Origin of the sequence: Martelella sp. UBA3392, assembly GCF_002358775.1 — a bacterium.
GTDB classification, from domain to species: domain Bacteria; phylum Pseudomonadota; class Alphaproteobacteria; order Rhizobiales; family Rhizobiaceae; genus Martelella; species Martelella mediterranea.
Map to the genome: position 1 here is coordinate 1 of NZ_DEPM01000266.1, position 13,607 is coordinate 13,607.

Consider the following 13,607-nt stretch of genomic DNA (forward strand, 5'->3'; position numbering starts at 1 on the left):
AGCCGATTTTGTCCGCGTGCGCACGGGTCAGACGGCTCGCTTCAGCATTGAAGGAAACGATGTGCCCCTCGTGGGTCGCGTCCGGCATCGCGCCGCACAGATCGACGCGGCGACCCGGCTGGGCCGCGTGCGGATCGCGCTCGACGACCCGGAAGGTCTGGTCGCGGGCGCCTTTGTCAGCGGTCGTATCGACGTCGTTTCCCGCCGCGCCATCCTGCTGCCCGCCTCGGCGATCCGCTTTACCGGAAACGGCGCCACCATCGTCACCGTGGTGGAAGACGGCATCGTCTCGAAACGTGAAGTCACGACCGGGCTGACGCAGGGCGACCTTATCGAAGTCATCGATGGCATCGCGCCCGGTGAGCGAATTGTGCTGAAGGCAGGCAGTTTCCTGAAGGACGGCGAGCGGGTGACGCCGGCGCTTTTCGAATACCGCTTGCCAAACGAACGCTCCGGCAACATCGCGCCGGACGAAGCCTCCAGACTGTCGAGGGCCGGTTAAATGAACATGTCCGCCTGGGCGATCCGCTCGCCGCTTGCCTCCATCCTGCTTTTCATCGTGCTGATGGTGATCGGTGTTTACGGCTTCATGCGCCTGCCGATCACCTATTTTCCGACCATCGACACGCCTGTCGTCAGCGTCACCGTCGGCCAGCCGGGGGTCGCCCCCGAAGAGCTTGAGACCGAGGTCACCAGGCCGGTCGAAAACGCGCTGGCATCGCTCGCCAATGTCGAGAAGATTTCCTCGACCGTCACCAATGGCGAATCCGTCACCGAGATCGATTTCGTGCTCGGCACGGTCGATATCGACAGGGCTGTCTCGGAAGTGCGCGGCGCGGTGTCGAGGATCCGCTCCGACCTGCCGGCCGATATCGACGAACCGGTCATCGAGCGCGTTGAGGAGGAGGCGCAGCCGGTCGCCATCTACGCGGTTTCGGCGACCGACATGTCGCTCGAAGAGGTTTCCTGGTTCATCGACGATACGCTGGCGCGCGAGCTGCAATCCGTGCCAGGGCTTGCCGGCATCAGCCGCATCGGCGGCGTCGACCGCGAAATCCTCGTCTCGCTCGCACCGGACCGGCTGCGCGCCTACGGGCTGACGGCCAACGCCGTGACGGAAAGCCTTGCGGTCAACCATGTCGATGTCTCGGGCGGCCGCAGCGCGTTCGGCGGGCGCGAACAGGTGCTGAGCACGCGCGCCAGGGTGAACGATGTCGCAGACCTCGCGGCAATCGGCCTTCCCTACCATGACGGACGGCAGGTCACGCTCGGAAACCTCGGCGATATCCGCGATCTCCACGCCGAACCCCGCAGCTTCGCACTGCTCGGCGGCGCGGAAGTTGTCGCCTTTTCCGTCGAGCGCACCCGTGGCGCCAGCGAAACCGGCGTAGCCGACGCCGTTGCCGCAAGGATCGACGAGATCGCGGCGGCGACGCCCGGTATCACCATGACGCTGGTGGATGACGGCGTGCGCTATACCCGCGGCAATTACGTCGCCGCCATGCACACGCTGCTGGAAGGCGCGGCGCTGGCGGTTGCCGTCATCTTCCTGTTTCTGAGGGACTGGCGGGCCACGATCATCGCCGCGCTGGCGCTGCCGCTTTCGGTGGTGCCGACCTTTTTCGTCATCGGTCTTCTGGGCTTTTCGCTCAATATCCTGACGCTTCTGGCGATCACGCTGGTCACCGGTATTCTTGTCGACGATGCCATCGTGGCGATCGAGAATATCGCGCGCCACCGCGCCATGGGCAAGAAGCCCTATCAGGCGGCGCTGGAAGCCTCCGATGAAATCGGGCTCGCCATCGTCGCGATTTCCGCGACCATCATCGCCGTGTTCCTACCGGTCGGGCTGATGAGCGGCGAAGTGGGCCTCTATTTCCGCGAGTTCGGACTGACCGTCGCCATCGCGGTATTCTTCTCGCTGCTGGTCGCCCGGCTGATTACGCCGATGCTGTCGGCCTATTTCCTGAAGGGCACAGTCCCGACAGAAGGCGAAAGCGGCGCTGTCGCGGCTGCCTATCAGCGCTTCCTGCGCCTCGTTCTTCGATATCGCTGGCTGACGGTGGGCGTTGCGGTCGGTCTTTTCGGGCTTTCGGTCATGCAGCTCGGCTCGATCCCGACATCCTTCGTGCCGGAGGAAGACACCGGAAAGCTGACGCTCACCATAGAATTGCCGCCGGGCGCATCGCTTAACGAAACCCGCGCCGTCACGGAGAATGTCAGCCGCCGTTTCGCACATGTCGAAAATGTCGAGACGATCTTCATTCGCGGCGGATCCAGCGCCACCGGAGACCGCGACGTCCGCTTCGCATCGGTCATGTTCGACCTCGGCCCTGCCGCGGAACGGGACACGCACATGTCTGCCATAGAGGCGGCCCTGGCGGACGAGCTTTCGGGTGTCGCCGACATCCGCTATCAGTTCCTGAATGCCAGGGGTGGCCGCGATGTTTCCTTCGCCGTCCTCAGCAATGACGGCGATGCCGCACAGGAAGCCGCCGCCGTTATCCTCGCGGCCATGGAAGCTGACCCCGCCTTCGTCAATCCCACATCGGAGGCAACCGCCATGCGACCGGAACTGCGCATGGATGTGCAGTCCGACAAGGCTGCATCGCTCGGCATATCGACGGCCGCAATCGCGCAGACCATCCGCATTTCAACCGTCGGAGACAGCAGCGGCAACCTGCCGCAATTCGCCGACAATGGCCGTCTGATCCCTATCCGGCTTCAGCTCGACGAACGCATCCGCAACGATATCGAAACCTTCGGCCTCATCGGCGTTCCGACCGCCGGCGGCGGGCAGGTTCCGCTCTCCAGCATCGTGCGTTTCGAGCACGGCGAGACATTGTCTTCCATCGAACGGCTTGATCGCGAACGCCGCGTCAGCATCGGCGCCGATGTCGCCGAGGGGCTGACATCCGGCGAAGGGCTTTCCCGGCTTATGAGCCTGCCGGCCGTGCAGGCACTGCCGCCAACCGTGCGCATTTCGGCAACCGGCGATTCCGATTCCGAGGGTGAGGTTATTTCAAGTTTCGGTATCGCCATGGGCGCCGGCGTCATGCTTGTGATGGTCGTTCTGGTCCTGCTGTTCGGCAGCTTCCTTTCGCCCTTCACCATCCTCGCCTCACTGCCGCTGTCGATCATCGGCGTGGTGGGAGCGCTCATGCTCACCGGAAGTTCGCTTTCCCTTCCCGCCGTCATCGGCATCCTGATGCTGATGGGGATCGTCACCAAGAACGCGATCATGCTGGTCGACTTCGCCATCGAGAAGGAACGCGCCGGTCATTCCCGGCTGGAAGCTACCATGGAAGCCTGCGCGGAGCGGGTGCGGCCGATCATCATGACCACGCTGGCCATGGTCGCGGGCATGGTGCCCTCGGCGCTGGCGCTTGGCGAAGGCGGCGAGTTCCGGGCGCCGATGGCGATCACCGTCATCGGCGGGCTGATCGCATCCACCGTGCTTTCGCTCGTCGTCGTCCCGGCGCTGCATCTCATCATCTCCGGCTTCGGTGACCGGCTCTCCGGCCTTTTTGCTCTGAGGCCCGAGCGTGACGAAGCGCCGGCGGCAGGCTGAACGGCGGCTGGACAATTGCAGCGAAACCCACAAACATGAAGAAACCGGCCGCCCGATACGGCCAGCCGGCCTCTTCCGGCCGGTTTACGGAGAAAAACTTGAACGGAAACAACAGCCATAGATCCGCAGACATCCTGATTGTCGAGGACGATACCGAAATCGCCGATCTTCTGGCGGAAACCATCCGGCAGAACGGCATGCATGCCACGCATGTGCGCGACGGTGCGGCCATGCACGCGCTCCTGCGACGTCGGGTCTTCGACCTCGTCATTCTCGATATCATGCTGCCGGGAGAAGACGGCATCAGCCTGTGCCGGAGCATTCGCGCCGGCAACACGATACCGATCATCCTGCTGACCGCGCTTGGCGAGGAGGTCGACCGCATCGTCGGGCTGGAGGTTGGTGCCGATGACTACATCACCAAACCGTTCAGCCCGCGCGAGGTGATTGCCCGCATCCGCAGTCTGCTGCGGCGGGCGGCCTACGGCGTCAAGGCCAATCATGCGCCGACGGCGCTGCGTTTCGAGGGCTGGCGGCTCGATCCGATGCGCCGTCAACTGCACGATCCGAGCCATGCGCGGGTGTCGCTGACGACGACCGAATTCGATATCCTGATCGCCTTCTGCCAGAATCCCGGCCGCGTCATCTCGCGCGAGGAACTGCTGATGCTCACCCATTCGGGCCTTGCCGGTCCGATCGAGCGCAGTATCGACGTCCATATCAGCCGGCTGCGGCAGAAGATCGAGAAGGACCCGAAGGAGCCGCAGCTTCTCCAGACCGTGCGCCTTGGCGGCTATGTATTCACCGCGGCGGTGGAACGCGAATGAGACGGCTCAGGCGCTTCCTGCCGACCACGATCAGGGCGCAGATGGTGCTGCTCGTGATCGTGGCGATTGCCGTCGTGGTCAATGCCGGAGCATTGCTGGAACGTCTGGAGAACAGGGACTACAGCACCGACAGCGATGCCGTGGTGGCGCAGGTCGAACTGCTGGCGGCGATGATGTCGAACACACCGCCAGAACGACGGGACGCATTGCTTGAAAGCGCCAGGCTAACGGGGATGGACGTTTTCATGGCCGAGGCGGCGAATTTCGAAAGCCTGGAGGAGGCGGAGGAATCCGCCGGCTTCATAAGCCTGATGCTCTCCTTGCTGTTTCAGGCCAGATATGACGACAGCCTTGCGCCCGGAACAAGGATCATTCATTTCGAGGGCCGGCCGGCGCTGCTCGCAACGGTCGGGCAGGACGGCGAAGCGATCATCTATATTCCGAGACCGTCGGGATTCGATATCACCTCGCGCTACACCTACTACTTTCTATCCTTCGTGACCCTTGTGACGCTGTTTTCCATTTTCGGCGTGCGGGCCATCACGGCGCCGATCCGCGACCTTTCGCGCGAACTGTCTTCGACAAAGGCCTTCCTGCACAAGGACACGCCGCTGAAGGAACAGGGCAGCCGCGAGTTCGTCGAGCTGGTTCGGGTCCTCAATGAGCTCAAGTTTCGCATCCGGGCAATGATGGAAGGCCAGACCCGCATGCTGCGCGCCGTCAGCCACGATCTGAGAACCCCGCTGACGCGCATTCGCCTGCGCAGCGAGCGGATCGAAGACGAAACCCTGCGCGGCCAGATCGTTGCGGATGTCGGCAAGGTCGACATGCTGATCAACGCGACGCTGGACTATATCCGCAATGAAAAGGACACCGAGCAACCGGAACGCACCGACCTCGCCAGCATGCTGGAAACCATCGTCGCGGACTATTCCGATCTCGGCTCCGACATTGCCTATGACGGACCGGCGCGCGTGATCTGGACCGTCAAGCCGCACGCCTTTCAGCGCGCCATCGTCAATCTCTGCGACAATGGTCTGAAATTCGGCACCGCGGTCACCGTCGCGCTCAGAAAAACGCCTTCGGGTCTCGAGATAGCGATCAGCGACAACGGCCCCGGAATCCCCGAAGATGCGCGCGCGCGTGTTCTGGAACCCTTCTTCAAGCTCGATGACGCCCGCAGCGAAAGAGGTTCACCCACTGGCTTCGGGCTTGGCCTGTCAATCGTCGACGACATCGTCCGTGACCACGGCGGCACGATGTCGTTTCACGACAACGAACCGCACGGGCTCGTTGTCGTTTTGCGTTTTTCCGGCGATACTCCGGCGTGATCAGAACCGGTAGCCGAGCGAGAGCGAGACCTTCGGCTGCAGCTCCCTTTCCACGATCGGACTGTTGGCGGCATCGCCGACCAGCAGGCCAACGCCGGCGCCAGCCTGCAACAGCCAGTTCTCATCGAAGGCATAGGTCGCGGAAATATCGAAATCGACGCGCTGCAGGCCAGCCTTGGCCTTGTATTGCGGGAGGCCGGAAGCCGCGGACTGGGCCGCGTCGACGCTGAAATAGCTGTCCATGTAATTCTTGTCGGCGATCGTCGCCTCGAGACTGGTCGCGACAATGAGCCTCTCGCCCATATGCCAGCCATAACTTGTCCCGATCTTGCCAACGAGCCCTTCACTGCCGCCGATCGTCTTGTCGATGATGCCGTAGAATTCGAAGGCATCCCACTCGTAACCGGCCTTGATCCCGGCCGTGACGCCGAAATCGATATCGCCGAGACCCTTCAGCAGGTCGCCGTCTCCTTCGGAACGTCCGGGTTCGTAACCCAGTCGGGCGTCGACATTGAAGCCGCCATCCTTGTAGAGGGTCACGCCCAGGCCGCCGGGATCGAGTTGAAGCCAGTCGGCATAGCCGATCGACACGATGGGGATGGGACTGATCTTCATTTTCTTGCCGCCCTCATAGGCAGGCTCGAAACTGGCGCCACCGCCGACGATCACTTCCCAACGGGATTCGAACGCCTCCTTCTCCAGCGGCGGCGGTCCCGATATGGCCGGCGGTGCGTCATCGCCAACGACGAAATCCGCTGCAAGGCTTCGATGCGCGACAGCGCCCACGGAAACGAACCCCGTCAGCCCGGCTGCCGTCGCGGCGAAATGTCTGAATTTTACCATGAGTAATGAAAGCTCCGATGAAACACCAACGCACCGGAGAACCCGGCGCAACCCTGGAGGTCGGCTTCATCTTGGGCCGTGAACACGCAGCCGTGTGTTTTCTTTCGTTGCGATAGATTACGGGCGCGCCGCATATGTGGCAGCGCCGGGGCCTCATCAAGGCAGGCTGAAACAGGCGTCAGGGGATTTGCGGAAACGCCGATATGACGATGACCGCGATAATGCCGCCTCTGCAAAAGCCCGTAACATTTCGACACACATTCGAGAAATCGTCACGCCCACCGCGCCGCAGACGACATCTTTGATCGCACGATCGACGTTCTGATCCTGAGACTGCGACGGAAGGTCGAGCCGACTCCGACCAGCCCGCGCTTCATCAAGACGGAGCGCGGCCACGGCTATGTGTTCAACGCAGCGGTCGAGGCTTTGTCCAACGCGTGAGCAGGAAACGCTCCGAATTTCCAGCACCGCCGCGGGGACAGCCTAAAGACCCGCGGCATCCATCATTTCGTAGAAGAAGGTCACGCCGCGCACGCCTGCCGAGCGCATCGGATAGAACGGCACTTTGGGAATCGAGCCGCGCGCGATCAGCGCCAGTTCATGAGGCTGTTTCATCATCATGTTAGCGAGTTGATCGCCGACATAGCCCGACATCGCGACGCCGGCGCCGTTGAAACCAGCGGCATAGCCGATGCGCGGGGACAGCATGCCCGCCATCGGCAGGCCGTCGAATGAAAGCGCCACGTGACCGGACCAGCGATAGTCGATGCCGATGCCACGCAGTTCCGGGAAGATCAGATGCATCGCCTTTTCGAGCCGGCTGAAGGCCGCCGGCGCCTCGACATGGCCGAGCGCGCCGCGCCCGCCGAAGACGATGCGCCCCTCGACCTTACGGAACCAGCGCATCATGCGACGGGTCTCGGTGTAGCTGCGCTCGTTCTTCAGAAGCCGCGCATCGAGATCGGCGGGCAGCCGCGCGGTGGCGATCATGGCGCTGCGGAAGGGCACGATGCTGCGGGCGACCGCGCGATCAACTCCCGTCAGACCCGAATAGGCATTGGTGGCCAAGACCGCCTGGCCGGCAATAACCCTGGCGCCCGCAGTCGAGACGACGACGCCCGAGCCGGTCTCGGCCACGTCCAGAGCCGGCGTATCGGCATAGACCTGCACACCCCACGCGCCCGCCGCGCGCCACAAGCCCTGCAGATAGGCGAGCGGCTGAATCGTGCCCGCGCCGTCCTGCAGCACGCCGCCGACGAAACTGTCGCACCCCGTCTCATCGCGCACGTCTGCCCGGTCGAGAACATGAAGGCCGCGCTCGCCCAAATTCCGCGTCAGCCACTCGGCCTCGTGGCGCGCATGTTCGAAAGCCTTGACGGAATGGGCGCATTTGAGCGCGCCGACGCGGCGAAAGCCGGTATCGGCGATGGCGTGACGCTCGATCGTCTCGATCAGGTGGGCCACGCTCGCATTGGCGATCGCGTGCATCCGGCGCGCGACATCCATCCCGTGCGCGGCGGCAAGATCGGCGAAACCGCGGCGGAACTTGGCGGAAACCACGCCGCCATTGCGCCCGCTGCCGCCGAGACCGACCGAGCCGGCCTCCAGCACCACGACGCTCAGGCCCTTTTCGGCAAAGGCGAGCGCGGCATGCAGACCGCAATAGCCCCCGCCGATGATCGCCACATCGCAGGAAACGTCGCTGCCGAGCGCGGGAAAATCCTGCGGCCGCAGCGACCTGTCCTGACGCCAGAGCGATGCCGGTAGCGAGGGCAGTTGCATTATCTGGTTCCGAATACCGCGTCGGCGAGTTCGCCGAGGCTGTGGAAATGGAAATCGGGCTTGGTGAATTTGTCCGGCACCGGCGTGCCGCCATAGCCTTCCTGATCGAAGCGGCGCTCGATCCAGCACACAGAGTAACCCAGTTCACGGGCGACGCCGATATCGTGGTACTGGCTCTGCGCCACATGCAGGATCTCGTCCTGTTTGAAGCCAAAGGCGGACTGACGGCCCAGATTGTGGGAGAAGAACCGCGGATCGGGCTTGGCGCACTTTGCGTCGTCATAGGTGACCGAATCGTGGAACGGCCAGCCGAGACGATGGTCATAGGCGGTGAACGAGGTCCGGTCGCCATTGGTCATGGCAACCAGGCGGAACCTGGTCCTCAAACGGGCCAGGGCCTCGGCGGAATCGGCGAAGGCCGGCCATTCGAGAACCGAGAGCTGAAAATCACGGGCGGCGGCCTCGGTATTGACCAGGCCGAGTTCGGCCGCGACATACTTGTACACGTCGTAGAAGACCTCGCTGTTGCGGCCGTAATGCCTGAGACGTCCGTCGAGATAGGGCTTGAAGATATCGTCGTCGGACAGATTTGCCGTCGCCTCCCCGCCGATGCGACGGACGGCGTCGAGCACGCCCTTCTCGAAGTCGATGCAGGTTCCGACGATGTCGAAAGTCAAAAGCTTGAAGCGGGAGAAGTCCATTGAAAGCCCATTCTTCTGGTTGCGTTCAGTTCAGATTTTGATGAACAGTGCGGCAAGTTTGTCATTTTGGGCAATTGTGAAATTCTCCTGCATACCATAATCTGGAGTTATGACAGGACTTCGCCGAAAACTTTCCTCGCCCAGCGCGCTCTTCATTTTCGAGGCAGCCGCTCGCTATGAAAATTTCACCAGCGCGGCCAACGAGCTCAACATCACCCAGCCTGCCGTGAGCCGCGCGCTTGCCACGCTGGAAAGCCATATCGGCAGCAAGCTTTTTCTGCGCGGGAAGCCCGGCGTCCGGCTCACCGAAAACGGCAAGCTGCTCAGAAACGCCGTAATTTCGGCATTTTCCGAGATCGAGCGCGCATTGAACGAAATCGAGGAGCGGCGAACGGGAAAGACGCAGGTGACGCTGTCGGTCTCGACGGCCTTCACCACCCACTGGTTGATGCCGCGGATTACCCGTTTTCAGTCGACATTCCCCAATGTCGATTTGCGTTTCCAGCTCATCCCGGGCCCGGTCACCGGTGAACTTGGCGACGTCGACATCGCCATGCGTTACGGCGCGCCGGGAAAGACGCCGGGGCGCTTCGTCATGCAGGAGGCTTATGTGCCTGTGTGCGCACCCGGCTATTACGACGACACGGCGCGGGAAGATGCGACGCTGATCCTCCTCGAAAGCGACATTCCGGGCGACCCGCAATGGACGCCGCTTGATTCCGGTCAACCCTACCGCAACAAGCTGACATTTTCGGACTATTCCGTCGTGGTTCAGGCAGCGCTCGTCGGCCAGGGCGTGGCTCTGGGCTGGCTCAACATCGTCGCCCACTGGATGGGTCAGGGACGCCTGGTTCCGGCCAGTTCGACCGTGATGCTGCCCGGACGCGAATGCCGGCTGCAACTGCGGCAGGAGGAAGGCCGCTCGCCCGTCGTTTCGGAGGTGGCGGACTGGCTGCTGCAGGAGCTCCACGCCGACCTTTCGGCCATCAGCGCAAGCCATCCTGAGCTCGATCTCGATTCCATCATCAAGTCAGGAAACGCGGCATGAACGTCAACACGGCCATATACGAGGCTTTCCAGGTGATCATGCGGGCGGGCACCGTTTCGGGAGCCGCGAAAATCCTTGGACGCAGCCAGCCGGCCGTCAGCCGGATGATCGACAAGCTTGAGGAAAATCTGGGGGTGAAACTGTTCGAGCGGCGCAAGGGCCAGGTCGTGCCCACCCATGCGGCCCATCTGCTGCTCGACGAAGTGGAAAAGCTGTTCGTCTCGCTGTCCTCGCTCGATAATTTTGGCCGGCGTCTCGAAGAGGGTCTGGAAGGCGGCGTCGGCGCGGCCTGCCTGCCGGCGCTCGGGCTCGACTTCATGCCGGAAGTCATAGCGCGATTTTCCCGGACGCGCCCGCAGGCCCGGGTCGTGCTTCACGTGCGCATGTCGGTGAGCGTGGAGAAATGGGTGGCAACCCAACAGGTCGATTTCGGCCTGGCCGAAACGCCGTTCCTGCTGTCCGGCTTCGAAACGAAGATCTTCGCCGATTCCAACTATGTCGCGGCCCTGCCCGTCGACCATCCGCTGGCGGAGAAGGCGGTGATCCGGGCGCAGGATATGCACGGACAGAACCTGATCGCATGGACGGCCACGGTATCGGCGCGGCGAACCTTCGACGACGTCATTCAGGGCGCCGGCATCGCGCCGCGGCAGATCATCGAATGCACGATGTCCTCGCCGATGTGCAGGATGGTCCAGCGCGGGCTGGGCATAGCCATCGTCGATCCGTTCACGGCCTGGACCCAGCGCCATCCCAACGTCGTTTACCGCCCGTTCCTGCCACAGATCCCCTGCCGGTTTGCGCTGTTGCAGCCGAAGACCCGCGCGCCAACGGCGCTTGCCGGCGAATTGATCGGCCAAGCCGAGCAATTGCGGGACGAAGCGCTTGCCGATATGCGCAACCAAGGCGCACTGTTATAAATTTTTCGCATATTGAAAGGCAAATTTTGCATTTTGCTTCTATTGAACCTTCGTCTTTCATGGCTGCATGGAACAAGCCGTTCAACTCCGCAGCGCTGAGGATTGCTTTGACGTCGTCGTCATCGGCGGCGGCGTCAACGGCACGGCATCGCTGAGGGAATTGAGCCGGGCGGGTTATTCCACGCTCCTTGCCGAGGCCGACGATCTGGCCTCCGGCGCCAGCGGCCGCTCCTCCCGCATGCTTCATTGCGGGCTGCGCTATTTCGAAACGGCGAACCCGGTCCGGGACTTTGTCGGCAACCCGCAACGCTTCTTCTCCGCGCTTTCGATGGCGCGCGACGCCATGGAAGCGAGACGCGAGCTTGCGCTCGACGATGAGGTCGACACCCGTGCGATCGAACTTTCCTTCCCGGCATGGACCGACGGCCCCTTTCCCCGCTGGCAGATCAGCGCGGGCCTGCGCCTTCTCGGCCTGATCGGCCCGAAGGATCCGCCGCTCGACCGCCATGTCCGAAACGCCGGAGAGACCCGAAACCACCCCATCGGCCAACATCTCCGCGAGCCTGACAAACTCACCGGCATGGTCAGCTTCCGCGAATATCTCTTCGGCGCGCCGGAGCGGCTCTGCATCGACAATGCGCTCGATGCCGAGGCGCACGGCGCCGAACTGTGTCTGCAAACCCGCGCGGAAATCCTCGGCAAGGATACCGACGGCCTCTGGCGCATCGCGCTGGAGAGCCGGAAGGATGGCAGGGGCCGCGTAGTGCGCGCCCGCAGTATTCTCAACATGGCCGGCACCTGGTCCGACGCGGTCGGCGATTTCGGCAAGCGCCTGATCTGCGGTACCAAGGGCGCCCATATCATCATTCGCCTGCCCGAAGGTTTTGGGGATCGCGGCATCGCCACCCTGCATCGCGGCGGGCATCCCTTCTACGGCCTGCCGCTGGGCGATGACCGGTTCTATTTCGGGCCCACAGAAACGCTTTTTGAAGGGGACGCCCGCGATATCCAGGCGGATAACGAGGATATCGAGTTCCTGCTGGGCGAAGCCAGACATCTCTTGCCCGGCCTCGATCTGAAACGCGGCGATATCGAACAATGCTGGGCCGGCGTCCGCCCGCTGACCAGCGATCCGCGCTACCCTATGGGCGCGCGCGCCCGCACCATCCACGATCTCGGCCCGCAAGGGTTCGACAACGTGCTCGCCATGACGGGCGGCCCCGTGATGAGCCATCGCAGCGCCGGCCGGCTGATGCTCGAACAGGTAAGAGCGCGTATCGGCGCGCCGCGCGATGCAACCCTTTCGGCGCGCAAGGCGGAAGCCCCGGCGAAAACGCGCGTCGATCCGGTCATTGAGGCGGTAACGCGCGAACATGCCTTCGACCTGAATGGCGTTCTGTCGAAACGCACCGGCGCGACATGGAAATCGCTTGTCGGTCATGATGCCGCCATGCAGACGGCACAGGAAATCGCCCCTCACTTGTCCTGGGACGCAACCAGGACGGACAATGAGGTCTTTCAGTTTCTCGCCCGCCAGGCAAAGGAATTCGGCGTCCCAGCGACGCCGGAGTAAATCCGGAAGATACCGGAAGTGTAGAATGTCCACAAACCACGATAAAACAACCAGAGGAGTTCGAAAATGACAAAACTGGCTATCATCGCAGGCACTATCGCGGTTCTCGCCGCATCCGCCAGCGCAAGCTTTTCCCAGGACGCGCAGAACGACCGCTTCAAGGAAGTGCTCGATCGCGGCACGCTGCGGGTCGGTGTTCAGGGCGCCTTCAAACCCTGGGCCTTCCGGGCGCCCGATGGCTCGCTGCAGGGCATCGAGGTCGATCTCGCCCAGACCGTAGCCGACCACATGGGCGTTGCGCTCGAACCCGTCGTGATCACCTCCGCAAACCGGATGGAGTTTCTCCAGCAGGGGAAGGTCGATCTCTTGATCGGCGCCATGTCGGACCGACCCGACCGTCGCAAGATCGTCGGCATTATCGAACCGGCCTACTGGACCTCCGGCCCGACCCTGATGGCCAAGGAAGGCGTGATTTCCTCCTGGGACGACATCAAGGGCAAGCCGGTCTGCGGCAAGCAGGGCGTGTTCTACAACAAGATCGCCGAGACGGAGTTCGGCGCAAAGGTGATCGCGTTCGCCGGCAACACCGAAGCCAAGCAGGCGCTCCGCTCCGGCAAGTGCGTGGCCTGGGTCTATGACGACACCTCGATTTCCGCCGACCTCGCCAGCGGCGAGTGGGACGGTTACGAAATGCCGGTCGACACCGTCTTCTCCAACCCCTGGGGCGCGGCCGTTCCGCGTGAGGAAATGGATGGCATCTGGGGGACCTTCATGGCCGGCATGGCCTATAACTGGCACAAGGACGGCACCCTGATCGAGCTCGAGAAGAAGTGGAATGTCAAGCCGTCGCCGTGGATTCAGAAGATGCACGACGAACTGCAATACGACGACAGCTACCTGGAAAACTAGCGCATCGGCCCGGAAATCGGACTCGATTTTCGGAAAGCACGATGCGTAGATTCAATAGGTTAGAGCGTCCTTTGTGCATCCGAATGGATGCACGGCGCTCCA

General features: G+C 62.8%; 12 protein-coding genes. 9 read left to right on the plus strand and 3 right to left on the minus strand.

Features of this window, described 5'->3' with window-relative positions; all coding sequences use genetic code 11:
* The 4 genes from B4E36_RS20630 to B4E36_RS20645 all read left to right on the plus strand — a co-directional run.
* The coding region (locus tag B4E36_RS20630; RefSeq protein WP_414673796.1) for an efflux RND transporter periplasmic adaptor subunit at nt 1-502 on the plus strand (502 nt) is incomplete at its 5' end.
* Nucleotides 503-3,571 (plus strand): efflux RND transporter permease subunit, encoded by a 3,069-nt coding sequence (locus tag B4E36_RS20635; protein WP_292058954.1) that lies wholly within the window; start codon nt 503-505, stop codon nt 3,569-3,571.
* Nucleotides 3,572-3,669: 98 nt separating this feature from the next.
* On the plus strand, nt 3,670-4,398 hold the full coding sequence (locus tag B4E36_RS20640) for a response regulator (protein ID WP_292058952.1): 729 nt from the start codon (nt 3,670-3,672) through the stop codon (nt 4,396-4,398).
* Entirely contained in the window at nt 4,395-5,729 is a 1,335-nt protein-coding gene (locus B4E36_RS20645) for a sensor histidine kinase (protein ID WP_292058950.1), read from the plus strand. Before B4E36_RS20640 ends, B4E36_RS20645 begins: the two co-directional genes overlap by 4 nt.
* Here the strand turns inward: B4E36_RS20645 and B4E36_RS20650 are convergent, their stop codons facing one another.
* A complete protein-coding gene (locus tag B4E36_RS20650; protein ID WP_292058948.1) occupies nt 5,730-6,572 on the minus strand; it encodes a MipA/OmpV family protein in 843 nt (280 codons plus the stop codon). It abuts the gene before it with no gap.
* 297 nt (nt 6,573-6,869) lie between these two features.
* Between B4E36_RS20650 and B4E36_RS20655 the strand changes: the two genes are divergently transcribed.
* Entirely contained in the window at nt 6,870-7,013 is a 144-nt protein-coding gene (locus B4E36_RS20655; protein WP_414673797.1) for a winged helix-turn-helix domain-containing protein, read from the plus strand.
* A gap of 42 nt (nt 7,014-7,055) precedes the next feature.
* On the opposite strand, the gene B4E36_RS20660 is transcribed toward B4E36_RS20655, so the two are convergent.
* Both B4E36_RS20660 and B4E36_RS20665 read right to left on the minus strand, forming a co-directional pair.
* Nucleotides 7,056-8,354, minus strand: a complete 1,299-nt coding sequence (locus B4E36_RS20660) for an FAD-binding oxidoreductase (RefSeq protein ID WP_345900766.1) — start codon at nt 8,352-8,354, stop codon at nt 7,056-7,058.
* Nucleotides 8,354-9,055: an HAD-IA family hydrolase gene (locus B4E36_RS20665; RefSeq protein WP_292058944.1), complete on the minus strand. Its 702-nt coding sequence runs from the start codon at nt 9,053-9,055 to the stop codon at nt 8,354-8,356. The genes B4E36_RS20660 and B4E36_RS20665 overlap by 1 nt, the downstream gene beginning before the upstream one ends.
* Nucleotides 9,056-9,164: 109 nt before the next feature.
* Here B4E36_RS20665 and B4E36_RS20670 point away from each other — a divergent pair, with 109 nt between their 5' ends.
* From B4E36_RS20670 to B4E36_RS20685, 4 genes are all read left to right on the plus strand, one after another.
* A complete protein-coding gene (locus tag B4E36_RS20670; RefSeq protein WP_345900767.1) occupies nt 9,165-10,103 on the plus strand; it encodes a LysR substrate-binding domain-containing protein in 939 nt (312 codons plus the stop codon).
* Complete coding sequence (locus B4E36_RS20675) at nt 10,100-11,023, plus strand: LysR substrate-binding domain-containing protein (RefSeq protein WP_292058941.1); 924 nt, start codon at nt 10,100-10,102, stop codon at nt 11,021-11,023. Before B4E36_RS20670 ends, B4E36_RS20675 begins: the two co-directional genes overlap by 4 nt.
* Nucleotides 11,024-11,090: 67 nt before the next feature.
* A complete protein-coding gene (locus B4E36_RS20680) occupies nt 11,091-12,596 on the plus strand; it encodes an FAD-dependent oxidoreductase (RefSeq protein WP_292058940.1) in 1,506 nt (501 codons plus the stop codon).
* Between the two features lie 66 nt (nt 12,597-12,662).
* Entirely contained in the window at nt 12,663-13,505 is an 843-nt protein-coding gene (locus B4E36_RS20685; protein ID WP_292058939.1) for a transporter substrate-binding domain-containing protein, read from the plus strand.
* The last annotated feature ends 102 nt before the right edge of the window (nt 13,506-13,607 follow it).